Annotated in this window: 13 protein-coding genes and 3 rRNA genes; 9 read left to right on the top strand and 7 right to left on the bottom strand. The window is 58.2% G+C overall.

Translation table 11 applies throughout. The features are described from left to right. Window positions 1–136: 136 nt before the first annotated feature. Entirely contained in the window at window positions 137–2,881 is a 2,745-nt protein-coding gene (locus BGLCM_RS02445) for an LTA synthase family protein (RefSeq protein WP_006295434.1), read from the bottom strand. Window positions 2,882–3,110: 229 nt separating this feature from the next. On the opposite strand from BGLCM_RS02445, the gene BGLCM_RS02440 reads away from it, so the two are divergent. After that, window positions 3,111–5,213, top strand: a complete 2,103-nt coding sequence (locus tag BGLCM_RS02440) for a DUF6541 family protein (RefSeq protein WP_006295435.1) — start codon at window positions 3,111–3,113, stop codon at window positions 5,211–5,213. 90 nt (window positions 5,214–5,303) lie between these two features. Continuing rightward, on the top strand, window positions 5,304–6,272 hold the full coding sequence (locus BGLCM_RS02435; protein ID WP_044084619.1) for a glycosyltransferase: 969 nt from the start codon (window positions 5,304–5,306) through the stop codon (window positions 6,270–6,272). An 82-nt stretch (window positions 6,273–6,354) separates the two neighbouring features. On the opposite strand, the gene BGLCM_RS02430 is transcribed toward BGLCM_RS02435, so the two are convergent. After that, window positions 6,355–7,845: a glycosyltransferase gene (locus BGLCM_RS02430; RefSeq protein ID WP_238548613.1), complete on the bottom strand. Its 1,491-nt coding sequence runs from the start codon at window positions 7,843–7,845 to the stop codon at window positions 6,355–6,357. 211 nt (window positions 7,846–8,056) lie between these two features. Here BGLCM_RS02430 and glf point away from each other — a divergent pair, with 211 nt between their 5' ends. The 5 genes from glf to BGLCM_RS02405 all read left to right on the top strand — a co-directional run bounded on the left by glf (window position 8,057) and on the right by BGLCM_RS02405 (window position 15,943). Beyond that, on the top strand, window positions 8,057–9,235 hold the full coding sequence (gene glf / locus BGLCM_RS02425) for a UDP-galactopyranose mutase (protein WP_044084618.1): 1,179 nt from the start codon (window positions 8,057–8,059) through the stop codon (window positions 9,233–9,235). Between the two features lie 586 nt (window positions 9,236–9,821). Next, window positions 9,822–11,364 (top strand): 16S ribosomal RNA (locus tag BGLCM_RS02420). Window positions 11,365–11,828: 464 nt separating this feature from the next. Beyond that, window positions 11,829–14,910 (top strand): 23S ribosomal RNA (locus BGLCM_RS02415). Window positions 14,911–15,094: 184 nt separating this feature from the next. Next, window positions 15,095–15,211 (top strand): 5S ribosomal RNA (gene rrf / locus BGLCM_RS02410). Together the 16S, 23S and 5S rRNA genes form the textbook arrangement of a ribosomal RNA operon. Window positions 15,212–15,691: 480 nt before the next feature. Next, window positions 15,692–15,943, top strand: a complete 252-nt coding sequence (locus tag BGLCM_RS02405) for a hypothetical protein (RefSeq protein ID WP_044084617.1) — start codon at window positions 15,692–15,694, stop codon at window positions 15,941–15,943. 113 nt (window positions 15,944–16,056) lie between these two features. On the opposite strand, the gene BGLCM_RS02400 is transcribed toward BGLCM_RS02405, so the two are convergent. Both BGLCM_RS02400 and BGLCM_RS02395 read right to left on the bottom strand, forming a co-directional pair. After that, window positions 16,057–16,833 carry a nitroreductase family protein gene (locus tag BGLCM_RS02400; protein WP_006295891.1) on the bottom strand — a complete coding sequence of 259 codons (777 nt, stop codon included), beginning with the start codon at window positions 16,831–16,833 and terminating at the stop codon, window positions 16,057–16,059. A gap of 91 nt (window positions 16,834–16,924) precedes the next feature. Continuing rightward, window positions 16,925–17,392 (bottom strand): DUF4235 domain-containing protein, encoded by a 468-nt coding sequence (locus BGLCM_RS02395; protein ID WP_006295892.1) that lies wholly within the window; start codon window positions 17,390–17,392, stop codon window positions 16,925–16,927. Between the two features lie 203 nt (window positions 17,393–17,595). Here BGLCM_RS02395 and BGLCM_RS02390 point away from each other — a divergent pair, with 203 nt between their 5' ends. After that, window positions 17,596–18,285, top strand: a complete 690-nt coding sequence (locus BGLCM_RS02390) for a histidine phosphatase family protein (protein WP_006295894.1) — start codon at window positions 17,596–17,598, stop codon at window positions 18,283–18,285. 42 nt (window positions 18,286–18,327) lie between these two features. Here the strand turns inward: BGLCM_RS02390 and BGLCM_RS02385 are convergent, their stop codons facing one another. Further along, window positions 18,328–20,079 carry a glycoside hydrolase family 13 protein gene (locus tag BGLCM_RS02385; protein ID WP_006295895.1) on the bottom strand — a complete coding sequence of 584 codons (1,752 nt, stop codon included), beginning with the start codon at window positions 20,077–20,079 and terminating at the stop codon, window positions 18,328–18,330. Window positions 20,080–21,574: 1,495 nt separating this feature from the next. Between BGLCM_RS02385 and BGLCM_RS02380 the strand changes: the two genes are divergently transcribed. Beyond that, window positions 21,575–22,894, top strand: a complete 1,320-nt coding sequence (locus BGLCM_RS02380) for an ABC transporter substrate-binding protein (RefSeq protein WP_044084647.1) — start codon at window positions 21,575–21,577, stop codon at window positions 22,892–22,894. A gap of 718 nt (window positions 22,895–23,612) precedes the next feature. Here the strand turns inward: BGLCM_RS02380 and BGLCM_RS02375 are convergent. Then, window positions 23,613–24,632 carry a LacI family DNA-binding transcriptional regulator gene (locus tag BGLCM_RS02375; protein ID WP_006295902.1) on the bottom strand — a complete coding sequence of 340 codons (1,020 nt, stop codon included), beginning with the start codon at window positions 24,630–24,632 and terminating at the stop codon, window positions 23,613–23,615. Between the two features lie 94 nt (window positions 24,633–24,726). Beyond that, on the bottom strand, window positions 24,727–24,963 hold the full coding sequence (locus tag BGLCM_RS02370; protein WP_006295903.1) for a hypothetical protein: 237 nt from the start codon (window positions 24,961–24,963) through the stop codon (window positions 24,727–24,729). Window positions 24,964–25,090 lie beyond the last annotated feature (127 nt).

Raw genomic sequence — 25,090 nt, 5'->3', positions numbered from 1 at the left:
TGCCCGTGGCCTTGGCCTTGGCCTTGGTCTCGCCCTCGCCCGTGCCCTTGCGCTTGGCTATGGCCATTGTTCGTATGGGAAGCGGCATGTTTGCTCATGATTGTCCCCTCACTGCTTACTGCTCACTGCTTGCTGCTCACTGCGCATCCGGCAGCTGCAGAAATTGCTGTCCTTCAAGGTAACGGTTGCCAACTGTCATGTCGTATTGCACGAGCGTGTAATCATGCAGCAACTGCTTGGCATGCTCGTCGAGCTGGCTTTCGGGAATCAGATTGCCATCCTTGTCGATCACGGTCACCGTGTCTCCCGGAGCCCACTTGCCGTCGGTCGGAGCGATGCGCACCATGGCCGGAATGGCCTGGTGCAGCTCGGTCAGCAGCGCCAGATACGGCGAGACTTTGGCGTTGAGATGCGTGGCCGTTTGCGCCATGAAATAGTTCGATGTTGAGTACTGTCCCGGATGGTCGACCATTGACTTGTTGGTTTCCCGTGCCTTCGTGTTCGACCAGATGAAGTAGTCGGTCTCGTGCAGCGCCAGATCATTGGCCGGATTCTTCTGTGCCGTGCTGTAAATGCCAGGCAGATGGTCGCCATAGAAAATGACGGTGATCGGCTTGTTGATTGTGTTCAGTTCGTTAAGGAACTGCTCGGTGGCCTTGTCGGTGTAGTTGATGCCCTTCGTATAGACATCAATGGCATGCTTCTCGTCTCCAGACAAGCCTTGGGACGTGTTGGCGGCAACGAACTGGTTCGTGTCGTCCGGGTATTGCGTGGTATACGGCGCATGGTTCTGCATCGTGATCAGTTGCACGAACTGGTTGAGGTCATTCGACTTGACCTCGTCAAGCACGTCCCTGTACGCGGCTTCATCACTGACGACCCAGCTGTTTTCCAAAGTATCTTGATGCGTGACAGGCGGCTGCGTGTCTTGCGTCCTGAAGTATGAGAACTGGAACTTCTTATAGTTCGAATCGCGCATATAGAAGTTCTTCTGGTACGGATGGAACGCGACGGAGCATTTCTCGCTGCCGCAAGCGCGGTTCCACATCTGGTTGAACGTGAAAATCGAGCGCAGCTTCGGCACAAGCTGCTGGTAGGGGGCCAGCATACTTGGGTCGAACACGGCCATGCTTTGGCCTGTCAGCTCTTGATATTCGAGGTTCGCAGTGCCGCCGCCGTAGCCGCTCGACAGCATGATGCCGCTCGTCGTGTCGTTCTTGAGCTGGCGCACAAACGGAATGGGATCCTCGCTCATGGTGATGCCGGGCACGCGCGTGGGATCGGAGAACGATTCCGACAGAATGGCAATGACCGTGTTGTCGGTCAATTGCGTGTTGCGCTGCTCGTTGATCGCATCAGCCTGTTTGCGGTAGGTTGCGGCAAGCTTATTCATTTCCTGCTCGCTGTAGGCGTCCGGTTTTTCCATGGCGCGCATCTTCGTCAGGCTCAAGAATGTGGACACCGTGCCCGAAGCTTGGGCATCTTCGAGCGCATTCCAGAGCTTTGGCGAGTAACCGAATGTCTTCGACGTGAAGCGGTACGAGGCTGATTCAGTGTCCGACAATCCCCAGGCGTAATTCACGAGCAATACCACGCTCAGCACGGCGGCCAAGATGCGGCCCAACGTGCCACAAATATTTTTGGCATTGCGAATCGGATGCATCCAGGAGCAATAAATGAATGCGCGGCGTTTATCAATAAATTGCAACGCAAAGCAAATGATCACATACCACACCACGAACCAGATGGCCGCGTTGACCAGGCTTTTCATGTCGTCTGACACGAACGAAGTGATTTCGCCGCCCTGGCCGCCGGAAATAAACAGCAAATCGGACGGGATGATCGGTTCGTTGCGCAACGCGATCTTGATTTTGTTCGCAATGCCGAACACCGTCATCACAGCGCCAAAAATACCTGTGGCGACCCAGAACCGGTTGATTACACAGATCACGGCCAAATAAATCAACGCGAGCCCAATCATATTGAGCCAGCCCGAGGTGCTTGACAGCCAGATATATTCGGCTTTGAACACCTGATGCAACAAGCTTGGACCGTTAGGATCATAGGTGCTGCCAATAGCCGTACCCCACAGTTGGAACATGTCCATGACGAGCGTCACGACAATGAACACGACGGCATACGCGCCATACGAGAATTTGATGCGTTTGTCCCAGATTTGATAGAACTTCGTCTGCTTGTAACGCACCCACCATTGCGGCGCATGCACTCCGCGATGCTTGTGTGCCGCTTTCGTCGCGCCCTTGGCTGCACTCATGGCCGCAGAATCTTTGGCAGATTCGTTAGCTGTCACGGCAGCGGGTTCGTCGGTCGTTTCCAAGGCGCCCTCACCACCCGTCTCAGCAGTAGTCTCGCCGGCCGTTTCGGCACTAGATTCCCCACCCGTTTCAGCAGCGGGCTGATCAGCCGCTTCGTCGGCTGCATGCTGAACGGTTGCGTCATTGTTCTGTTCGCCAGACTCACCAGTTTGCGCAGTGTCGGCAGTCTCCCCGTCCACCGTTCCAATGGTTTCTGAACTGCTGGCAATGCTGTTCGCATCCGTCTCATTAGCCTGCGCCGTTTCGGACATCTCCTGCTTCACAGCCTGCGCATCATTGCCCAGTGCGCTCTCAGTTGTCCCGCGATTCATTGCGCTCTCAGCCGCTTCCTGATTCGCTGTATTAGCTGTATTCGTTGTATCCGCTGCAGTCTGCGCATCCGGCTGTTGTGCCGACTTGTCAACTGCCGCTTCACGCTCTGCCGGAGCAGCAGTCTGCGGGGACTCGGCCTGTCCCGAACCCGCCTCAGCACCGGCATGACCGGATTCTTGCTCGATCTGTTCGTGCAGATCCTTGGGATCTTCCGTCTGATCAAGATCGGCCATGACGTCCTCTTTCTTGTTGTGCTTTGGTTCCGGTACGGGCTGCCGGCGCGTTTATGCTTGCACAGTAACGATGACACAGAGTACTCAATAAAGCTGCAATCGTTCGCACCGGAGCGAATCATGGTTCAAATGTAATCTAGATGAATGACCGTGCGGCCTTGCAGCTCTCGATACTCTGCCGTTGACCGGTTGACTATTTCATTGAATTGTGTTCATAAAGGAGCGTTCCATGCAGCTCGCCTCGTGGGGGTCCGCCATCGCGCCCACCGTCCTCATTATGGTTGCGCTGTATGTGCCAGGCTCGATTATTGCATGGCTCGCCGGCGCGGGACGGCGCAGGTGTACGGGCATCCTGGCTTGGGCTCCACTGATTTCGCTGATTGTTGCAACGGCATCGGGCTTGTGGTGCGCGCGCCTCGGCATGCGCTGGGGGTGGGCTGTATACGGTTGCACCGCCGCGTTCGCCGCGCTGCTCGTGTTCGTGGTGCAATCATTGATCCACCGTTCGCCCGCATTCGTGCTTTCCGCGGGCCGGCTCCCACGTTCGTGGGCCCCGGTTTTCGGCGTGCTGCTCGCCGCCGTGGCCATTATTGGACGATTGATTTCCGCAGTCCCTTCGCCTGACCAAGTCATGCAAAATTATGACTCTATTTTTCATACGAACGTGGTCGGGCATATCGTGCATTCGGGCCAGGCAGACATGTTGCACGCATTGCCGCCTGTGCGCGATGTCTATCCGATCGCGTTCCAACAGTTTGCGGCACTTGGACAATTGGCCGTGCCATCCACCACATCGCCCGCGGCGATCATGTGTGCATGGATCGTGTTCGCGGCATGCGTGAATCCGATTTCCGTGCTCTATGTGGTACGCACCGTCTGCGGGCGCCACATGCTGACCGACATCATGGCTCCAGCCTTGGCTGCTATGGCTGGCGGCTTCCCGTTTCTGCTGCTCGATTGGGGCACGCTCTATTCGATGTTCGCCGCGCAATGCGTAATGCCCGTGCTATTTGCCGCCACATGGCAATGGGCCATGCACGAGTGGAATCATGGCGGTGGCCGTTGCGCGGCAGGTCTGGGTTGGATCGTGACGGGCATGCTTGCCGTCAGCGTCGCGCATTTCCGCGTGATGATGACGTTCCTGCTGCTGGCGTTGCCACTGCTGATCTGGTGGCTGATCACTGCGGCTCGCGCGCTCAAACGCCGCTACGGCGCGCATGTCATGCATGTGGCCGTGGTTGCGTTCACACTGATTGTGCTGGCCATATTGGCCTGTGGCGCAGTCGTATTCGACCGCATGTATTTGCGCAACAACACGAGGCCGATTCGCGACCATCTCAACGGCGGCCAGGCGCTGCCGACCGACTCGATGTCATCAGCGATTTGGCGCGCATTGTCGGGCACGCCGATTGATTCGCGCGCCGCACGCATGCCTGTGGATTGGATTGTCGTGGCACTGCTGGCCATCGCAGTGTTGTCAATAGTCTTGCTGGCCAAAAAACGAACTGGAACGCGTCGTGATGGCGCCATATTGCTGTGCTCCTATGCGCTGCTGTGCTTTGTGGTCGCGTGCTGCGCGGGCACGCATGCCGACTGGGCCAAAGTCGTGACAGCATTGTGGTACAAGGACCAACGCCGGCCATTTGCCGCCTGGGCCATGATCACGATTCCGATCATATGCTTGGGCTGCTTGACATTATGCCGTTGGTGGCGTAACCGTCTCCACGCCAAGACCGCCAACACAGCCAACACAGCAGATAACGGCGGCACGCATGACTCACGCATGCGCATCGTGATCGGAAACCTGCCACGCACCGTGTTGCTCTCGTTGACATGCCTATGCGTGCTGTTAAGCCCCCAAGCCAACACGATGGCACATGCCGTGGGGCAGACAGCCCAATTCGCAGCCAACGGGGCCAACAATCCGATGCTGTCACAAGACAAATACTTGCTGCTCAAACGACTTGGCGACACCGTGCCTGAAGGCGAACTGATCGTATCCGACCCGTGGAATGGTAGCGGTTTCGCGCTCGCTATCGGCGGTCGAGACCTGTATTACCCGCACTTGTACATGATCTGGGACCATGACCACAGCTATCTGGGCACCCACATGGACAACATCGGCAATGACGACAAGGTGTGCTCGATTCTGAACGACCAAGGCTTGGAATGGTACTTGGATATGGGCGAACCCTATGTCAGCAATGATCCGCAGCATCAGGTGTTCGACGGCATGCAACGCTTTGATGCAGCGTCCAGTCCGCTGCTTGAGCCCATGGATTCGCAAGGGGAAGCCACGCTGTACCACATCGTAGGCTGCAGCGTGCGCTGATGTTGCAAACAGTTGTGCGCTGTTGCACATTGCTGCGCACCGCTGCACTGGCCCAGCACAATGACGGCCTTGACGGGCATAATGAGGCACATGCATTGTGAAGTCACCGCGATTGTCGTGTCCTATAACCGTGAAGAACTGCTGCGAGAATGTTTGACAGGCATTCAGCGGCAAACACGCAAGGCCGACCATGTGATTGTCATAGACAACGCAAGCACCGACCATGCGCTGCGCGTCGCGCGCACTCATCCATTGCATCCCCATGTGGTTGAACTCAACAAGAACTATGGCGGCGCTGGCGGTTTTTGTGCGGGTATCGCGCTCGCGATGCAGCACTATTACCGGCCCGACACTGTGCAATATCTGTGGGTCATGGACGACGACACGATTCCCAAGCGCACGGCGTTGGCGCAACTGCTGGACGCTGTTGACGCGAGCGTTGCTGAGAATGGCGTGTTGCCGACGGTATTGGGGTCAAAAGCTGTGTGGACCGATGGTCGCGAACATCTGATGAACAAGCCGCGGTTGCGTACGTTTGTGCGCAAAGGTCAGCGGTTCCTCCAGGGGTCGCAGGGCGCGTTCCAGGTGCGGTCGTTGTCGTTCGTGTCTTGCCTGATCAATGCGGGTGCCGTGCAAGGATTGCACCGATTGCCGCTAGCCGCATATTTCTTATGGAACGACGATTTTGAATTCACGTCGGCGCTGCTCAAACGCGGTATCGGCTACTACGTGCCCAATAGCGTGGTGGAGCATCGGACCAAAGTGTTTGGCTCCTCAGACGCGGATCCGGGCGCGCGGTTCGTCAACGAAGTGCGCAACAAAATCTGGATGATGCGATTGCGCCGATCCGATTTTTATGCGGAAGAATATGCCGAGTTGCTACTGAAAACTATGCGTCGTTGGGCTTTGACGATTGCGCGCGGCGCGGATCGCGAAGCATTGTTGACGTATTTCCAAGAGGGCTGGAACCAAGGATGGCACACCAATCCCGAATCGAATGAGGCCATTTTTGCCAGCGAACCGCTGGCGGAACGCGCGATCAAAACCGTGGAACGCTAAGTCAGCAGCACGTAACCGGCTGCCATCAAGCAGCCGGTTCGGATGCGGCACCTCTCGCTTGCCTTTTGCTGGCTGCCAGCGGTTAGAGATTGAAGCTTTTCAGATCAGGAATCACAGCTTCGATGTTTTGCGCGTTGATGCGCTGAATGCCTGATGTTTCACTGAAGCGCAGTGCCGGTATTTCTTGCGAGAACGACTGCACAACGCCATCTTCCTGCAATCCGGCCACGGCCTGTTCAGCCACATGCTGGTCTTCGCGCTGTGCGGCGCGTGCGGCACGGTTGGCTGAAGTGCGCTCAGGATTCATTGGCGCAAAACTTGGCACATCCTCCTGCTCGGAAGCGGGCACTACCCACACCACGGGCTTGGATTCCACGGCGCGCGGCTTCGGCGGTGTGGCTGGCTTATCGGTTGGCTCTGCGAGCATCGTGGTGGTCTGCGGGGTACTGGCCGTGATTTGCGAGGATGAGCGGGAATCATCATGAAAATCACCATCCGCAGCGTTGTTGCGCGAACGCACGAGCTGATGATACGCCTTCTGACGCCACGAGGACGGCACCAAGCGGTAACCCGCGCGCACCACCACATTGCGCAGGAATTGCGCGAAACTTGTGAACTTCTCCTTGCGGAACGTGCGCTGCAGCTGCCACTCGTCGCGCAACATCTGACGGCCGCCGCGACGGTCGAACGCGTCGCCGTCAACGCAGTACAGCACGAGCACCTGCGGCAGATTGCGCAGTACACAGCCGTTCGTCATCAAACGGCTCCACAGCAGGTAATCCTCGAACCGGCCCGAATTTTCAGGATACCCACCCACCTGTTGCACGCTTGACTTGCGCAACACGACGCTCGGATGATGCAGCGGCGACTGCATGCGCGCGAAGCGGTCGAGTTCCTCGCCGCACGCGGGCAGTAAACGAACCTGTCCAGAACGCTCGTCATCAGTATTGAGCATCTCGGTTGTGAATTCCTGAATCGAGCTGCCCAACGCGTCAAGACGCGGCTGATCGGGAGCGAACCACGGAATCATGGACGAAAAGCGGTCGGGCAACGAAATGTCATCGGCGTCCGCGCGCGCCACAACGTCATATTTGCAATGCTCAAGGCCGATGTTCAGCGCGTGGGCGAGACCTTCATTGGTCTCAAGCGGCACGACGGTGAGCTCAGGCACCACCTGGCCCGAGAACCACAGCTCGAGCGTGGTGGGCAGCATGTCGAGAAACCGCTGCAACTCAACATCAACGGGACCGTCGCGCACAATCACAATCTGCGTGGGCGGCAGTTCCTGGGCGATCGTGCCTGATTCGACGGCACGCGTGACCTCATGGACGCTGTTGTTGGCATACACCGACATCAGCAGGCTGAACGGCGGCAATGTGCGCACGCTGGGAGGCGCGACGGGCGTTGGCAGCGTGGCGCTGGTGGCGGGTGCTGTGGGGGCTGCTGAGGGGGCTGCTGGACCGCGAGTTTCGAGGGCTGCCGGAGTTGCAGTGTCGCGGGTTGCAGCGGAAGTTGATGGGGCCGCAGGGGCTGCCGGCGGGGTTGCGGGGGAGTCAGGAAGCGCTGTGTTCACGACTCTTTATCCTAGAACATAGTGGGGTTCGATTGCGTGACGCTTGGGCTGCGTGCGAAGTGTGGGGAGGATAGGGGGAGAGGGGTTGGAAAAAGCGGGCTATATTACGGGCTACACTGAAGGACGATTGATACCGTGATGTTCGGCGCGGGACAGCATGTGGCGATGATCTGCCAGCATGCCCGAGTCCCGCATCAGAAAGGAAACCAGCATGGCGCAGGAGACGCAGTACCCTGATCTGGTGATCGTGGGCGCCGGTCTGTTCGGACTGACCATCGCACAGCAGGCCGTGGAAAAGTACGGCGCGAACGTGCAGATTATTGACATCCGTGACCATATCGGAGGCAACGCCTACTCCTACATGGATGAGGAAACGGGTGCGGAAATCCACAAGTACGGCGCGCACCTGTTCCACACGTCGAACCAGCGCGTGTGGGATTACGTGAACCGGTTCACTGAGTTCACCGATTACGTGCACCGCGTCTATGCCACGCACAATGGCGAGGTTTACCCGCTGCCGACGAACCTTGGCACGATCAACCAGTTCTTCCACGCGCATTACACGCCGGCCGAGGCCAAAGCCTTGATTGAGGAGCAGGCGGGCGAACTCGCGGGCAAGGATCCGCAGAACCTCAACGATAAGGGCATTTCTCTGATCGGCCGCCCGCTCTATGAAGCGTTTATCAAGAATTACACGGCCAAGCAGTGGCAGACCGACCCGAGCGAGCTGCCGGCGTCAATCATCACGCGACTGCCGGTGCGTTTCAACTACGACAACCGTTACTTCAAAGACACCTATGAAGGCCTGCCGGTGGACGGCTATACGGCATGGTTCGAGCGCATGATTGACGATCCGCGCATCACGGTGACGCTGAACACCGATTTCTTCGACGAGTCGCAGCCGTTCAACAAGAAGGCGTTGCAGGAAGCTGGCGTGCCTGTGGTCTACACGGGTCCGATTGACCGTTACTTCGATTACGACTTGGGCGAGCTCAAGTGGCGCACGGTCGATTTCAAGGAAGTGCGGTACGACGAGGGCGACCACTTCGGCTGCCCCGTCATGAACTTCTCGGACGCCGAGGTGCCGTATACGCGCGCGATTGAGTTCAAGAACTTCAATCCTGAGCGCAAGGACCAGCAGAATCCCGACCGCACCGTGGTCTGGGAGGAGTACTCGCGCTTTGCCACGCGTGACGATGAGCCGTATTACCCAATCAACACCGACGACGACAAGGCGCTCTACGCGCAGTATGCCGCGAAGGCCGCTGAGGAGCCGAAGACCGTGTTCGGTGGGCGCCTGGGTACGTACAAGTACTACGACATGCACAATGTGATCGATACCGCGTTGACGGCTTTCGAGGAGCAGGTGGCTCCGCTGCTGGAGGGCTGAGAGTGAGCTTGAGTAGGGCTTGAGCTTGAGCTGGAACTTGAGCTTGAGTTTGAGCTTGAGTGGGGTCTTGAACTGGCTCGTAACTGATTCGCAAATCCCGCGTCATCCGATTGGGTGGCGCGGGATTTTGTGTTGTGTGGATGGTGTTGTGGTGGTGACACGCCGTTGTGGGGTGGTTTTGGGGTTGGTTGGGGTGGTTTGGGTGTTGTTGTGGGGTTGTTTTGGTTGGTTGCGACACGCCGTGGAGGTGTTGTGTTGTTTGGGTTTTTGTGTGGTGGGTTGCGGTTTTGGTGTGGGTGGTGTAGGTTTTTCTTTTGCTGCCGCTCACGGCTTGCCGGGGTTTTCCTGGTGTGGTTGGTGGGTGTGTGGTGGTGGTTTGAGAACTCAATAGTGTGTACTGTACTACTTCTTTTTTTAGCGAACCTTTTGTTTGGTTTTGTTTTTGATTGCCAGTCCGGTGCCTGCCCGTGTGGTGCCCGAGAGGGTTTGATTGGTGCCGGGGTTTTTTGTGTGTCCGTTCCTTGTCCTTAAGGGAACGGCCGTTGATTATTTTTTGTAGAGCCGTTTTTTGGCTTTCCATGATTTTTTTGTGGAGGGTTCGATTCTGGCTCAGGATGAACGCTGGCGGCGTGCTTAACACATGCAAGTCGAACGGGATCCGGCCGAGCTTGTCTTGGCTGGTGAGAGTGGCGAACGGGTGAGTAATGCGTGACCAACCTGCCTTGTGCACCGGAATAGCTCCTGGAAACGGGTGGTAATACCGGATGTTCCGCTCCATCGCATGGTGGTGTGGGGAATGCTTTTGCGGCATGGGATGGGGTCGCGTCCTATCAGCTTGTTGGCGGGGTGATGGCCCACCAAGGCTTTGACGGGTAGCCGGCCTGAGAGGGTGACCGGCCACATTGGGACTGAGATACGGCCCAGACTCCTACGGGAGGCAGCAGTGGGGAATATTGCACAATGGGCGCAAGCCTGATGCAGCGACGCCGCGTGCGGGATGGAGGCCTTCGGGTTGTAAACCGCTTTTGATTGTCAGCAAGGCGTCCTTTCGGGGATGTTGAGTGTAGCTTTCGAATAAGCACCGGCTAACTACGTGCCAGCAGCCGCGGTAATACGTAGGGTGCAAGCGTTATCCGGAATTATTGGGCGTAAAGGGCTCGTAGGCGGTTCGTCGCGTCCGGTGTGAAAGTCCATCGCTTAACGGTGGATCTGCGCCGGGTACGGGCGGGCTGGAGTGCGGTAGGGGAGACTGGAATTCCCGGTGTAACGGTGGAATGTGTAGATATCGGGAAGAACACCAATGGCGAAGGCAGGTCTCTGGGCCGTTACTGACGCTGAGGAGCGAAAGCGTGGGGAGCGAACAGGATTAGATACCCTGGTAGTCCACGCCGTAAACGGTGGATGCTGGATGTGGGGCCCTTTTTCCGGGTCCTGTGTCGGAGCTAACGCGTTAAGCATCCCGCCTGGGGAGTACGGCCGCAAGGCTAAAACTCAAAGAAATTGACGGGGGCCCGCACAAGCGGCGGAGCATGCGGATTAATTCGATGCAACGCGAAGAACCTTACCTGGGCTTGACATGTTCCGGATCGCCCCAGAGATGGGGTTTCCCTTCGGGGCCGGTTCACAGGTGGTGCATGGTCGTCGTCAGCTCGTGTCGTGAGATGTTGGGTTAAGTCCCGCAACGAGCGCAACCCTCGCCGCGTGTTGCCAGCGGGTCATGCCGGGAACTCACGTGGGACCGCCGGGGTCAACTCGGAGGAAGGTGGGGATGACGTCAGATCATCATGCCCCTTACGTCCAGGGCTTCACGCATGCTACAATGGCCGGTACAACGGGATGCGACACCGTGAGGTGGGGCGGATCCCTGAAAACCGGTCTCAGTTCGGATCGCAGTCTGCAACCCGACTGCGTGAAGGCGGAGTCGCTAGTAATCGCAGATCAGCAACGCTGCGGTGAATGCGTTCCCGGGCCTTGTACACACCGCCCGTCAAGTCATGAAAGTGGGTAGCACCCGAAGCCGGTGGCCCGACCGCCTTGTGTGGGGGGAGCCGTCTAAGGTGAGACTCGTGATTGGGACTAAGTCGTAACAAGGTAGCCGTACCGGAAGGTGCGGCTGGATCACCTCCTTTCTACGGAGAAATGAATGTTCGCCGGCATGTGTTCCGGGCCTGTGAGGGGTCCGGGGTGCCGGTGTCGCTGGCTGGAAAAGGGTCATTGGCAAGCCTTGGGTTCGCTGTTGTGGTGTGGTGCATGCTGTTGGGTCCCCGGACCGCCACCCGCCTCCCCGGTGTGGGGGGGTGTGGTGTTCCGTGCGCCCCATGGGGTGTCCCTGCCCGTGTTCGGGTGTGGGGTGTCCTGTGCGGGTTGGTGGTTTGAGAACTGGAGAGTGGACGCGAGCGTCACACGGCCGCGGGTTTTTCGTGGTTCGTGTGTTCGCTTGGTACTGCGGCCGCCGTCCCCTGTTGGGGGTGGTGGTTCGTTGTAGTTGTTGTTTATCGTTTTGTGATCATTATTTTTTGTGTCGATGACGCCGGCTGTCCCTTGTTGGGATGGTTGGCGTGTTGTCTGGTGTTTTTCGTGTGGTCTTGCGGGCGTGTGTGCCTGTAAGGGCGTGTGGTGGATGCCTTGGCAGACAGTGCCGATGAAGGACGTGTGGGGCCGCGATAGTCCTCGGGGAGCCGCCGACAGGGCTTTGATCCGAGGGTGTCCGAATGGGGAAACCCGCCGGCTGTTGTGGGCCGGCACCAGCTTTCGGGCTGGGGGGTACGCAGGGAAGTGAAACATCTCAGTACCTGCAGGAAAGGAAACTCCGTGAGTAGTGGCGAGCGAAAGCGGATGAGGCTAAACCGTGCGCGTGTGATACCCGTCGGGGGTTGCGCGCACGGGGTCGTGGGACGACCTGTGCACATGCCGACGCGTGTGCCGCCAGTGAGAAAACCGTGTGTGAGGTGAACCGGGTTGGATACCGGGCCGTAGAGGGTGATGGCCCCGTAACCGAACGCGCATGGTCTGGCGAGTGGTTGTTCCCGAGTAGCGCGGGCCTCGTGGAATCCCGTGTGAATCAGCCCGGACCGTCGGGTAAGCCTAAGTATGAGTGTCTGACCGATAGTGAACCAGTACCGTGAGGGAAAGGTGAAAAGCACCCCGGGAGGGGAGTGAAACAGTTCCTGAAACCGTGCGCTTACAAACCGTCGGAGCCTTCCTTTGGGGGGTGACGGCGTGCCTATCGAAAAATGAGTCTGCGAGTCAGTGGCAGGTGGCGAGCATAAGCCTTGTGGCGGATGCGTAGCGAAAGCGAGTCTTAAAAGGCGTCTTGAGTCGCTTGTCCTGGACCCGAAGCGGGATGATCTAGCCCTGGGCAGGTTGAAGCGCGGGTAAGACCGCGTGGAGGACCGCACCCACTTAGGTTGAAAACTGAGGGGATGACCTGGGGTTAGGGGTGAAAGGCCAATCAAATTCCGTGATAGCTGGTTCTCTCCGAAATGCATTTAGGTGCAGCGTCGGTTGATTGCATGCGGGGGGTAGAGCTACTGGATGCTCGCGGGCCCGTACTGGGTACCAATAGCAGCCAAACTCCGAATACCCGTCATGTGTATTCCGGCAGTGAGTCGGCGGGGGATAAGCTCCGTCGTCGAGAGGGAGACAGCCCGGACCGTCGTCTAAGGTCCCCAAGCGCGTGCTAAGTGGGAAAGGATGTGGAGTCGCATAGACAGCCAGGAGGTTGGCTCAGAAGCAGCCATCCTTGAAAGAGTGCGTAACAGCTCACTGGTCTAGTGGTTCCGCGCCGACAATGTAGCGGGGCTCAAGCACGCCACCGAAGACGCGGCAGCAGGCGTTTGCTTGCTGGGTAGGAGAGCGTCCTGCATGGGGTGAAGCCGCGGGGTGACCCGTGGTGGACCGTGCGGGAGTGAGAATGCAGACATGAGTAGCGAAAGCGGGGTGAAGATCCCCGCCGCTGGACGACCAAGGGTTCCAGGGCCACGTTCATCGTCCCTGGGTGAGTCGGGTCCTAAGGCGAGGCCGACAGGCGTAGTCGAATGGATGAACGGGTTGATATTCCCGTACCGGCACGCGACCGACCAACGCCGCTTTCCTGGAAGGCCGCTTCCCCGGCCGGCCGGGTCCGCTTTCGGGCGGTCCCGGGTGTTCGGGGTCGTGGCTCGGACGGGTTGGTGGTGAGCGCGGGAGTGACACGGACCGGTAGCCTGCCGCGGAGGTGGTTTTCCGTGGCCAAGCATGTGGCCTGTCCCCCAGGCAAATCCGGGGGATGTTCAAGGTGAGGTGTGATGGTGGGCGCCCTTGTGGCGTGATATCAGGTGATCCGGTCCGTCAAGAAAAGCTTCGGCGTCAGGGCGCGTTGCCGCTCGTACCCCAAACCGACACAGGTGGTCAGGTAGAGTATACCGAAGCGATCGAGTGAATCCTGGTCAAGGAACTCGGCAAATTGCTCCCGTGCCTTCGGCATAAGGGAGACCCCCCGGCGTGGAGGGCCCTTCGCGGCCTTTGAGCGTTGGGGGGTGGCACAAGCCAGGGGGTAGCGACTGTTTACCAAAAACACAGGTGCATGCGAAGACGCAAGTCGCTGTATATGCACTGACGCCTGCCCGGTGCCGGAAGGTTAAGAGGATCCGTCAACCATATTGTTTGGTGAAGCGGTGAATTCAAGCCCCGGTAAACGGCGGTGGTAACTATAACCATCCTAAGGTAGCGAAATTCCTTGTCGGGTAAGTTCCGACCTGCACGAATGGCGTAACGACTTCCCCGCTGTCTCGACCAGGAACTCGGCGAAATTGCAGTACGAGTAAAGATGCTCGTTAAGCGCAGAAGGACGAAAAGACCCCGGGACCTTTACTATACCTTGGTATTGGTACCAGGTGCGGATTGTGTAGCATAGGCGGGAGGCTGTGAAGCACGGGCGCCAGCCCGTGTGGAGCCGGCAAGTGAAATACCGCTCTGTCCCCATCTGGTGCCTCACCTCGGCATGTCATCCATGCCAGGGACAGTGCCTGGCGGGTAGTTTAACTGGGGCGGTTGCCTCCCAAAGAGTAACGGAGGCGCTCAAAGGTCCGCTCAGCCCGGTTGGCAATCGGGTGTCGAGTGTAATCGCACAAGCGGGCTTGACTGTGAGAACGACGGTTCGAGCAGGGACGAAAGTCGGAGATAGTGATCCGGTGCCGGCGTACGGACGCGGCATCGCTCAACGGATAAAAGGTACCCCGGGGATAACAGGCTGATCATTCCCAAGAGTCCATATCGACGGATGGTTTGGCACCTCGATGTCGGCTCGTCGCATCCTGGGGCTGGAGCAGGTCCCAAGGGTTCGGCTGTTCGCCGATTAAAGCGGCACGCGAGCTGGGTTCAGAACGTCGTGAGACAGTTTGGTCTCTATCCTCTGCGCTCGTTGGAATCTTGAGGAGACCTGCCCATAGTACGAGAGGACCTGGGTGGACGAACCTCTGGTATGCCAGTTGTCGCGCCAGCGGCATGGCTGGTTGGCCACGTTCGGAAGGGATAACCGCTGAAAGCATCTAAGCGGGAAGCCCGCTCCAAGATAAGGATTCCGTACACATTCACGTGTTGAAGGCCCCATATGAGACCATGTGGTGGATAGACCGGACGTGGAAGCCCCGCGAGGGGTGGAGCTGACCGGCACTAACGGCCGAACGCACACACACCCCCAACCCTTCACGGTTGGGAACACGCAAGAATCCCTGCGCAAGACACCAGGACAATCCCCCGCGCACGCGGGACGACACAAACAATCCCCGAGCACATCACGATACCATCCGCGTCCACCCGCCGGTCCCCAAACCGCCAACACCAATCCCCCCGCACGGGGAAGGGTATAATAGAAGATTTTGCGGCGGCCATGGCCCAGGGGAAACGCCCGGACCCATTCCGAACCCGGAAGCTAAGACCTGGCACGGCGATGGTACTGCGTCCGAGAGGACGCGGGAGAGTAGCACACCGCCGCAACCCACACTTCAAAGGCACCCCCACAGGGTGCCTTTTTTCATACCCGAAACCAACCCTGGCATGAAACCGCCTCCCACCCGACCAGACAGGCCAGGAGGCACACGCTTTGCACCATGTAACCGTAGCTTTCCTGACCAGCATGGTCAGCGGGGACGCGTTTTGGGGACGGGACGCGATCCGGAGGCACGGGACCGGCAGGAGCAAGCCGCATCCGGAACCCCTAACCGCACCTTTCCTGACCAGGCCGGCCAGCAGGGATGCACTTTAAGCCTTTGAACTGCATGCTTCCTGGCCAGCCTGGTCAGCGGGGACGCGCTTTACACCCGGAAACCACACCTTTCCTGACCAGACCGGTCAGGAGGGACGCGGTTTGCGCCCGGGAACCGCAGCTTCCCACCATCAGCGCCACTTTCCCAGCCCCGCATATCCCGCATCAACCCCTCAGCAATAGACATAGCACCCTTGTGCAAGGATGGCAGCATGTATTACTTTGTGCCCAAGCGTTGCGAGTCCACCAACAAGATCATGTATCACGACAAGGTCACGGCCTTGCAAGCAGCTGAGCAAAGTAGAATCGAGCGCCATACCGAGCTTTGGGTTTACCAGTGCGAATTCTGCCATACCTGGCATCTGACCCACCGCAATCCGCAAGCCGTGCTTCCGCCCTTCACACAGCGCTCGGGCAAGCGTCCTCACTCCCGCAAGAAAGGCTTCAAGCCGCGCCACCGGTAACGGCCGTGAGTTCCTCCTAGAAATACTGCCGTCGCAGATAAGCAGAAGGGCCTCACCAATGAAGGTAAGGCCCCTCTTCGTTCGGGATTATCCGTCACAGATTCGCCGCTATCTCAGCGATCCAACCGGAACCCCTGCCGCTTGGCATGGTCCAGACCGCTCTGGAGCACACCTTGTGCCACAGCTTTCTTCGCGATCTGCTTGCTGAACGTCTCTTCCGGCCGGCCGTCATTACGCAGATCGTAATACGTGTGCACCTCGGCATCGAACGCTTCCATGCGCGTTCGCGTGGTCAGTTCGTCGCCAAAGTAGCTGTTCTCCATGAACTGCACTTCGCGCGGCATGCGCGGCTTGACTTCCGGCTGTTGCGCTGGCTTGCCGAGCGCCAGGCCGAGCACGGGGTACGTGAACTGCGGCAACTCAAGCAGGTCGATAACGGCATCGATATCGCCGAGCACGGTTCCGAGCACGACGCTTCCCAGCCCGAGCGATTCGGCCGCCGTGGCCATCGCCTGCAGCGCGAGCGTGGCGTCGTTCTGCGCTTGCGTGAATCGGTAGCTTGTGTTAAGCGTGAACTCGCCGGACTCCACATCCACGCCCATCCGTTGCGCAATCTGCGCGTTACGGTGTTCGTCAATCACAAAAATATAGAGCAGCGGCGCGGTTCCGATATACGACTGCCGTCCGATTTCGGCCAACTTCCGCCGTTTTTCGGGGTCCGTAATTCGGATTGCCGACCAATCGTTCAGATACATGCTCGACGGCGCGTGCTGTGCGCACAGTTCCAGCGTCGCAATCGTATCATCGTCAATTTCGTCCGGTTCGAACGCTCGAATTGAACAACGGTTCAGTAGTGCATCAACAGTTTGATTATGAATTATTTCTGCCATACCCTCATTATCAAGGCGAACCCTCCTGATGCCAACGAAACCTGGCAAAAATCAGCCATCCACAGAAAACCGCTATTGCACGCAGCCCCACTCAGCGCTTCTTGCGTTTGGACTGCATTTTGTGGATGGCGGCGATCGTGCCACGGTCGGACAGCTGCGTGACCACGGCTACGAAGGCGGCCGACAGTGCGGCGAACACGAGGCTGCCGATGATGCCGGTCTTATGGTCCTGCTCGTCGTCTACGGGACTTGGATGAATCTTGTCCATGATGCGATCCCACACCGTTTGGAAAATACGTCCGGCAGCCATGCCGGCCAACGACGGGACGGCCGATTTCGCAATCTTGTCTCCAAGCGTATCGGGATCGCGACGGCGCGCGGCGGCCAGACCGTTGACTTTGTTGTCGACCTTGTGCAGTGAGTTGATCACGTTGCCGGCTGTGGACGACAACCCTTGTTCCTGGTGGGATGCTTCGGCATCAGCCTTGACCAGTTTGGCATCGGCCTTGTCGAGCGCCGCCACGGCCGAGCCGCGTGTGTTCTTGATTGTTAAGCTCATGTGTCCAGTGTATGTCACTGAACAGTCCAAAGATTGGGCACTTGCTAGAAACGGACTGAGTTTGTGAAGGTCGGGACGCCATGCTCTCCCCAACAGAAATAGAAATCAGCATAAACCATGAAGAAACCGAAATAACGCTCGTGAACAACGCGAAGTTGGCATAGGATGAACATATTTGAGGCCACGCAACGAAGCAGGAGATCATGATGCCGTTCGCACAACAAGAAGTGACGCCGGGAACGCTGGTGCTGTTGCGCCACGGACAGACCGTATGGAGCGAAAGCGGGCAATATACGGGCCGTACAGACATCACATTGACCGAAACGGGCCGGCAGCAGGCCGTGGCCGCAGGGGAGCGGCTGCGTGCGATTTTCCCGCGCGGATTCGAGCCACAAGACGTGTTCACGAGTCCGCTCGTGCGCGCGCAGGAAACGGCGGCCCTGGCCGGCTTCCCGACACACCAGGTGCTTGACGAACTTGCTGAATGGGATTACGGCCGTGCGGAAGGCCGCACACGAGTGCAAATTTCCGAGGCCCTCGGCTCGCCGTGGGACGTATGGCGTGAGGGGCCCGAGGGGGTGCCGCTGCAGTTTTCGGGCGAGCGTACGGAAATCATGCCGGACGGCTCGACCGTGCACGTGGTCAACGGCGAGGGGGAACTGCTGGAAGTGGCGGCCGCGCGCGCCTCGCGGGCCATCGAAGCCGCACGCCCGGCACTCATGCAGGGTCGCGACGTGCTGTTCGTGGCCCATGCGCACATCCTGCGCATCTTAACGACGCAGTTCCTCGGCGAGGACCCGCGTTCGGCCCGTCACCTGCGTCTCGACACGGCCCACCTGTGCCGTCTCGGGTTCTACAAGGGCGACACGGTCATCGAGGAGTGGAATTTTTAATTGATTTCTGCTACCGCGACCGTGCCGTCTCCACCCCACAACTCAGACGCGCATCCACACGGCCGTGTCGGTTGGCAGCGCATAACCGTCGAACGGCGATGACTTGAGCAACAGCTCGCCGTTGGGCAGCATCACGGGTTCGGCACCGAAGTTGACGATGCAAGCGAACCGGTCGCCGGTCTCGTCGTGCATCGGACGCGAATAAGCGATGACCTGCTCACCAAATTCCACAGTCGGGAACCACGTGAAGTCAAGGCTGCGTGTCGACGTGAGCAGCGACTGACGGATCGCCAGCGCGCGACGGTACAGATTGAGCATCGAAGCCGGATCGGTGTGCTCCACGTCGGCGCAATAGTCCTTGAACCACAAGGGCTGCGGCAGATGCGGGTCAGCCGAACCGGCCGGCGAGAAGCCGAACGAACCCGTCGAGCCTTCACCAAACGTCTCATCCCAGAGCGCGGGTTCGGGCAGATCGGACGAATCCCACGGCAACGGCACGCGGCAGCCGTCGCGGCCCTTCTCGGCATAACCGTGGTCCGTATTGAACGCGACGGGATCTTCAAGACGGTCCCAAGGAATCGTCGCGACCTCGGGAAGGCCAAGCTCCTCACCCTGATAGACGTACACCGAACCCGGCAACCCAAGTTCCATCAGCAGCGCCGCGCGTGAACGGCGCGCGCCGAGCTCACGATCCTCGACGTAACTCGTGCCGCTACGCAACAGCCAGTCATTGGCCAAACGGTGATACTGAGGCGTCTCAACCTGCGGAAGGCCGTATCGTGAAGCATGACGCGGCACGTCATGGTTGCTCATGACCCAAGTAGTTGTGGTGCCCGAATCCTGCGCCGACTGCAAGCCCTCCACAATGGCCGTGCGGAAATCCTTCGCGAACCAGTCGGCCTTCGCAAACTCAAAGTTGAAAATCTGGCCGAGCTCATCCTCGCGCGCATACAGATGTTGATGCTCGGGCGTAACCCACGCCTCAGCCACCGCGAAACGCGGCGGGTTGAACTCATTGAACACTTCATTCCACTCACGGTAGATGTCGTGCACTTCCGGACGGTCCCACAGCGGATGCTGACCGTCGGGACTGTCGAGGTTTTGCACGGAATAGAGCTCACCAAGCTCAGCCAGCGGGCGCGAGTCCAAATCCTTGGCCAAGCCATGCGCCACATCGATACGGAAGCCGTCAACGCCGCGCTTGGACCAGAACCGCAACGTTTCCTTGAAATCCTGATGCACCTCGGGATTCTTCCAGTTGAGGTCGGGCTGCTCCTTCGTGAACAGATGCAGATACCACTGGCCGTCGGGCACCTGCTGCCAAGCCGAACCGCCGAACACGGACTGCCAGCCGTTGGGCGGCAACTCGCCATGCTCACCCTGGCCGTCACGGAAAATGTAGCGCTCGCGTGCCGGAGAACCGGGCTTGCTGGCCAACGCCTCCTGGAACCAAACGTGATGGTCGGACGTGTGGTTGGGCACAATGTCGACGACGACTTTGATGCCGGCCTTGTGCGCGGCGGTGATCATTGCGTCGAAGTCGTCGAGCGTGCCGAGGCGCGGATCGACGTTGCGGTAGTCGATCACGTCGTAGCCGCCGTCGGCCAGCTCGGACGGATAGAACGGCGAAAGCCAGATCGCGTCCACGCCGAGCTCATGCAAATAGGGCATGCGGTCGGTAATGCCTGCGATATCTCCCAAGCCGTCACCATTCATGTCTTTGAAACTGCGCGGGTACACCTGGTAGACCACGGCTTGTTTCCACCAGTCGGCGAACGTGTTGTTGTTGGTCATATGCGAGACTCCTCCTTCATCTCAAAACGGCTATCTGCGCTACAGCGCTGCCGGTGTGGTGGCGCTACGGCGCTGCCTGTCGGTGGCGCTGTGGCATGGCTGGGCTTTGGTGCGGCGATGCACCAAGTGCCGCCGCACCTGGCCTGCATGGCGGTGCTGTTGTTCGGCATCACTGTGCGATTGGCCACCATACTAACGACAACGACCGCCAGATGGGGGTGGCGCGACATGCGGTGCGTGCCGCGGGCCAAAGCGTGTTCGACTTGGTGGGAGGGATGGAAAGAGTAGGGGCGGGCGATTCGATATGCAATCCGTGTGTGCGTCGTATGCGTCAAGGTGGGTTTGGGCAGCGGCTGGATAGTGGATATAGGAGTGAGCAACTGGGCGTGGAACTATGGCTGTTGTAATCCGTTGCGGTCAGAACAGGCCGCACTTGGCCACCACAATGGTGGTCTGTTGCGCTGGGCCGGCAAGTAGACGTCAGTTCCCGTAGCCAAAGCGGAGGTTTGTTGTGCTGGACTGGTAAGGGGCCTCACGTTTGGCTTGCTTCTGTATTGCGTTTGCATTGCTGTGACGTGGATTCGCTGCGGATATGGCTCGTGCGTGTATCGCGTTTGTACCACGGTGGTACAAATCCGGTACGGATGGTCCCTATTCGTATCGCGTTTGTACCACGGTGGTACGTTGGCGCTACGGATTTTGGCTCGTTTGTGTCGTGTTTGTACCACGGTGGTACGAAAGCGGTACATTTGGCCTGAAATCCGTATTGTGTTTGTACCACGGTGGTACAGAAACGGTACGGATTGCGGGTACTTGTGTCGTGTTTGTACCACGGTGGTACGAAGACGCTACACCTAGGGGCGCCGTCTGCACATAGGAGTCGCAAGTCGGCGTATTGTTCCATCCCACACTTCAACTTCGCCCGTATGAGTAGATGGAATGAGATGGGATTGGTTGGAAACGAGAAGTGGTGAGGCCGGGGTAGATAGGGGTAGGTCAGGAATGAGAAGGGGTGAGGGGAAATGGTCAGAAATAAAAATGGACAAGGAATCGGCAGAAACAGATAAACGCGGAGGAAAGGGCGGGTCGGGAAGGGCAAGGATCGGACAGTGCCGAGGTAGGGAAGAGTCTGGTACGGGAAAGAGGTCGATTGGGAAGAGGCAGGAGTGGGGGCGCATAGGAATGAGAAGGAATCGTTGGCTATTGGGAGGCAATCAGCGTGATGGTGGTGCACAGGTTGGGGGTGTGTTGCGCTCGTTGCGGCAAACGCTTTCATTTTCTTCACATGGCGGTTTTGGCTTGTTTTCTAGGGAAAACGAGGTTCGCGGGGATGTGATGGAGCGCTCAAAACAGCTTTTATGATGATTACGTTTGCAATTTGCTGTGAAGTGGTGCATAATGGGGAATCACGGAAAGAAGTCCATGAGAGAAACTTCTTCTGCTCCACACCGATGCGGAGCGTCGAAAGACGAAATATCGTATGAAAGGTTCGAAGATGAATCGCACTTGGAAGAAAGCTATCGGAATCACTGCTGTGGCCGTCATGGGCCTGACTGGTCTGGCTGCTTGCGGCAACTCGGGTTCTGACAATTCCGAAGGAAGGGTGTACTTCCTGAACTTCAAGCCGGAAGCTGCTGATCAGTGGAAGGCTCTGGCTGAGAAGTACACGAAGGAAAAGGGTGTCAAGGTCGAGGTGCAGACGGCTGCTTCGGGTACCTATGAGCAGACGCTGAAGTCCGAGATGGCCAAGAGCAACGCCCCGACCATCTTCCAGGTCAACGGCCCCGTGGGTCTGGCCACGTGGAAGGATTACACGGCTGATATGTCCGACACCGAGATGTACAAGCAGCTCAAGAATCAGGACATCGCCCTCAAGGATGACTCCAAGGTCGTTGGCATTCCTTACGTGATGGAAACCTACGGCATCATCTACAACAAGGACATCGTCGACAAGTACACGAAGCTGCCCGATGCCAAGGTCAAGAGCGCCGAAGAGATCGACTCGTACGACAAGCTCAAGGCAGTGGCCGACGACATGCAGAAGCATGCCAAGGAACTCGGCATTGAAGGTGCCTTCACTTCGGCTGGCTTCGACTCCAGCTCCGACTGGCGCTTCAAGACGCACTTGGCCAACATCCCGCTGTACTACGAGTTCAAGGCCGACAACATCACTGAGCAGCCTGAGACCATCAAGGGCACGTATCTGAAGAATTTCAAGAACATCTTCGATATGTACATCACCGATTCCACGACGGATCGCACGGCTCTGAGCTCGAAGACCGGTGACGACGCCAACTCCGAGTTCGCGCTCGGCAAGGCTGCGTTCTACCAGAACGGCACCTGGGCATGGTCCGATCTGCAGAAGGCCGGCATGAACGCTGATCAGCTCGGCATGCTGCCGATCTACGCCGGTGTGGACGATGCCACTGAGGGCCTGGCTACGGGCTCTGAGAACTACCTGTGCATCAACGCCAAGGCTTCGGAAGCTGATCAGAAGGCTTCGAAGGACTTCCTGAACTGGGTCATCACGTCGGATACGGGCATCAAGGCTCTGTCGGAAGACATGGGCTTCACCACGCCATTCAAGACGTTCGACAAGGTCACTTCCGAGAACCCGCTCGTCACCGCCGCTGTTGAGGATTCCAACTCCGGCAAGACGCAGGTCACCTGGAACTTCACGATGATGCCGTCGGAGGAGTGGAAGAACCAGCTCGGCCAGGCCATGCTCGCCTACGCTCAGGGCACCGGTGACTGGGATGCCGTGGAGAAGGCCTTCGTGGACAACTGGAAGACCGAGTACGACGCTTCCCACTGATTTTGACACTTGGATTCGGTAACGAATCCGCTCGAAATATCTCAATCCTCGTGACGCCGGGAGGTGATCCTCCCGGCCGTCACGGGGACTTGGTGCGAATTGGCCAGAAAAAGCCAATTCGCAAAGCCATAGGACATTCTTCTTTTCCTCTCTCTCAACAATCGGGGCTGTAGCCATCAAGGGATGGCTGCAGCCCCGTTGGTATACCCGTTGATCTCGTCCCCGCGTATTCGGCGGCCACCCCAGCGGCGCGCAATGGTGACGTATGTGCGAGTACATAAAACAAATCCCGCCAACAGTTCAACGCCCGTGCTGCCTAGCCGGTTTACTGCCCAACTGAACTATTGGCGGGATGAGAAGTACGTGGCTTGAGCGCTCGTGCCCCCCCTCAAACCTGGTAAGTAAACATGCAGTTTGGCAGCAGATTCTGCATCTTTCCTGACCGGGCTGGTAACGGGAGATGCGGTTTGGAGCGGGGGACTGCAGTTTTGCTGACCAGCTTGGTCAGGGGAGGTGCGGTTTGGAGCGGGGAACTGCAGTTTTGCTGACCAGCTTGGTCAGGGGAGGTGCGGTTTGGGGATGGATTCGGCATCGTTGCGTACCGGGCTGGTACGCAACGATGCGGGTTGCTGGTGGATGGTGCGTGTTTGCGTATCAGGCTGGTAAGGAGAGATGCGGTTTGGTGGGTTCTGCCTTTTCCTTAGCAGCCTGGCGCTAGCTAGGCTTTATGTTGCGGCACGGGGCCGGTGCTGGAACGCACAACGAGGTGTGCGGGTTCGGTCACGAACAGTTCTGGCGGGTTGATGCCATCAATGAGGTCAAGCGTCATACGCGCCGTTGTTGCAGCCATGGCCTGCGGATCTTGAGCGATTGTTGTGAGGCCTAAATCAGAAGAAAAAGTACTGTTGTCATACCCAACGATAGAAAAATCGGCGGGAATCGAGAACCCGCTGCGCATGAGCTGGAACATGAGCGGGATCGCAATGTCATCTTCCTGACAGGCGATGGCCGTGGGCAGCTGCTCGAGACTCAACAGTTCGGTAACAACGTCGCCGATACGGTCGGGACCTTCCATGGCCGTGATGACGGTCGGAGTGATACCCGAGTGACTGCAGCATTCCACGAACGAATCGAAACGCTGGGCCACGCTGAAGTGCAGCGAAACGTCGCGCGCCGAACGGATGTAGGCGATGCGGCGGTGGCCGAGCGCAATCAAGTGACGGGCGGCCAGAATCGAACCCTGCACATCGTCGATGTTGACGGCAGCTGTGAACCCGCGTTCGCGCGGCATGACTGAATTGATGCCAATCACGGGTACGCCGATGGCGATCAGCTCGGAAACCTCGCTCGTGTCAATGTCGAACGACGTGGCGATCACGGCGTCGGCATTGCGCCGCACGGGCAGCATCGTGAAGAAATCTCGGCGGTCCTCGACGCTCGAAACCTGGAAAATCGACAAATCATAGCCGGCCGGATGTAGCACCTGGTTGAGCCCTTCGATCACGGAGGAGCTGAACCAGCGATGCAGCGCGTCGCTCATGAGCAGTGCGATGCGCAAGGAGCGGCCTGTCTTGAGTGCCGCGGCGGACCGGGACGTGGAGAAATTGAGTTCCTCGGCCACCTTGAGCACTTTCTCACGCGTGGCTTTGGAAACAAGTTCGGGGCGTGTGAACGATCTGGAGACCGTGGATATGGAGACCTGCGCGGCTTTGGCCACATCCTGAATGCTCGTGTTCATGGGGAAGTCACACCTCTTCTATAGATGGTCCTGTGCATGGGTTGCTGTTGCACTGTTCCGTTGTGGTTGGTAGTTGGTCGTTAGTAGTCAGTGGTTAGTGATTACGGGAGCCGTCGCTCTTCGTCGTTGAAGAATCTTCGTCGCTGAATGACACGTGTTGCAGTATTGCAAACGTTTGTTGTTCCATCGATTGCACAAACGTTTGCAGTTCAGCAGCAGTGCTGTGCAAACGGCTTACTGAAACCCATTGTACAGCAATGATTCCGCGGCTTCTACCGCGCCACGCGGAATTCGGCACGCGGGAATGCAAACGTTTGACATTATCGGCCATGATAGGTATTCTTGCATGCAGTGGTCGCGGCAAAGCAGCCAGCGCATTCACAACAATCGAAACCAAGCGAAACTCAAGCAGTACTCAGCGGAGCCAAGCACGTTCGGCGTGTTTTGGGAATCGGTGA

It is taken from the genome of Bifidobacterium gallicum DSM 20093 = LMG 11596, from assembly GCF_000741205.1.
In the GTDB taxonomy this organism is placed as follows: Bacteria; Actinomycetota; Actinomycetes; order Actinomycetales; family Bifidobacteriaceae; genus Bifidobacterium; species Bifidobacterium gallicum.
The sequence above is the reverse complement of the archived record's forward strand: the minus strand, read 5'-3'. Positions and strand labels throughout refer to the sequence as shown.

Coding starts and splice junctions, on each gene's coding strand:
- BGLCM_RS02445 (WP_006295434.1), bottom strand. CDS start 2,881: ATGGCCGATCTTGATCAGACGGAAGATCCCAAGGATCTGCACGAACAG.
- BGLCM_RS02440 (WP_006295435.1), top strand. CDS start 3,111: ATGCAGCTCGCCTCGTGGGGGTCCGCCATCGCGCCCACCGTCCTCATT.
- BGLCM_RS02435 (WP_044084619.1), top strand. CDS start 5,304: ATGCATTGTGAAGTCACCGCGATTGTCGTGTCCTATAACCGTGAAGAA.
- glf (WP_044084618.1), top strand. CDS start 8,057: ATGGCGCAGGAGACGCAGTACCCTGATCTGGTGATCGTGGGCGCCGGT.
- BGLCM_RS02405 (WP_044084617.1), top strand. CDS start 15,692: ATGTATTACTTTGTGCCCAAGCGTTGCGAGTCCACCAACAAGATCATG.
- BGLCM_RS02400 (WP_006295891.1), bottom strand. CDS start 16,833: ATGGCAGAAATAATTCATAATCAAACTGTTGATGCACTACTGAACCGT.
- BGLCM_RS02395 (WP_006295892.1), bottom strand. CDS start 17,392: ATGAGCTTAACAATCAAGAACACACGCGGCTCGGCCGTGGCGGCGCTC.
- BGLCM_RS02390 (WP_006295894.1), top strand. CDS start 17,596: ATGATGCCGTTCGCACAACAAGAAGTGACGCCGGGAACGCTGGTGCTG.
- BGLCM_RS02385 (WP_006295895.1), bottom strand. CDS start 20,079: ATGACCAACAACAACACGTTCGCCGACTGGTGGAAACAAGCCGTGGTC.
- BGLCM_RS02380 (WP_044084647.1), top strand. CDS start 21,575: ATGAATCGCACTTGGAAGAAAGCTATCGGAATCACTGCTGTGGCCGTC.
- BGLCM_RS02375 (WP_006295902.1), bottom strand. CDS start 24,632: ATGAACACGAGCATTCAGGATGTGGCCAAAGCCGCGCAGGTCTCCATA.
- BGLCM_RS02370 (WP_006295903.1), bottom strand. CDS start 24,963: ATGGCCGATAATGTCAAACGTTTGCATTCCCGCGTGCCGAATTCCGCG.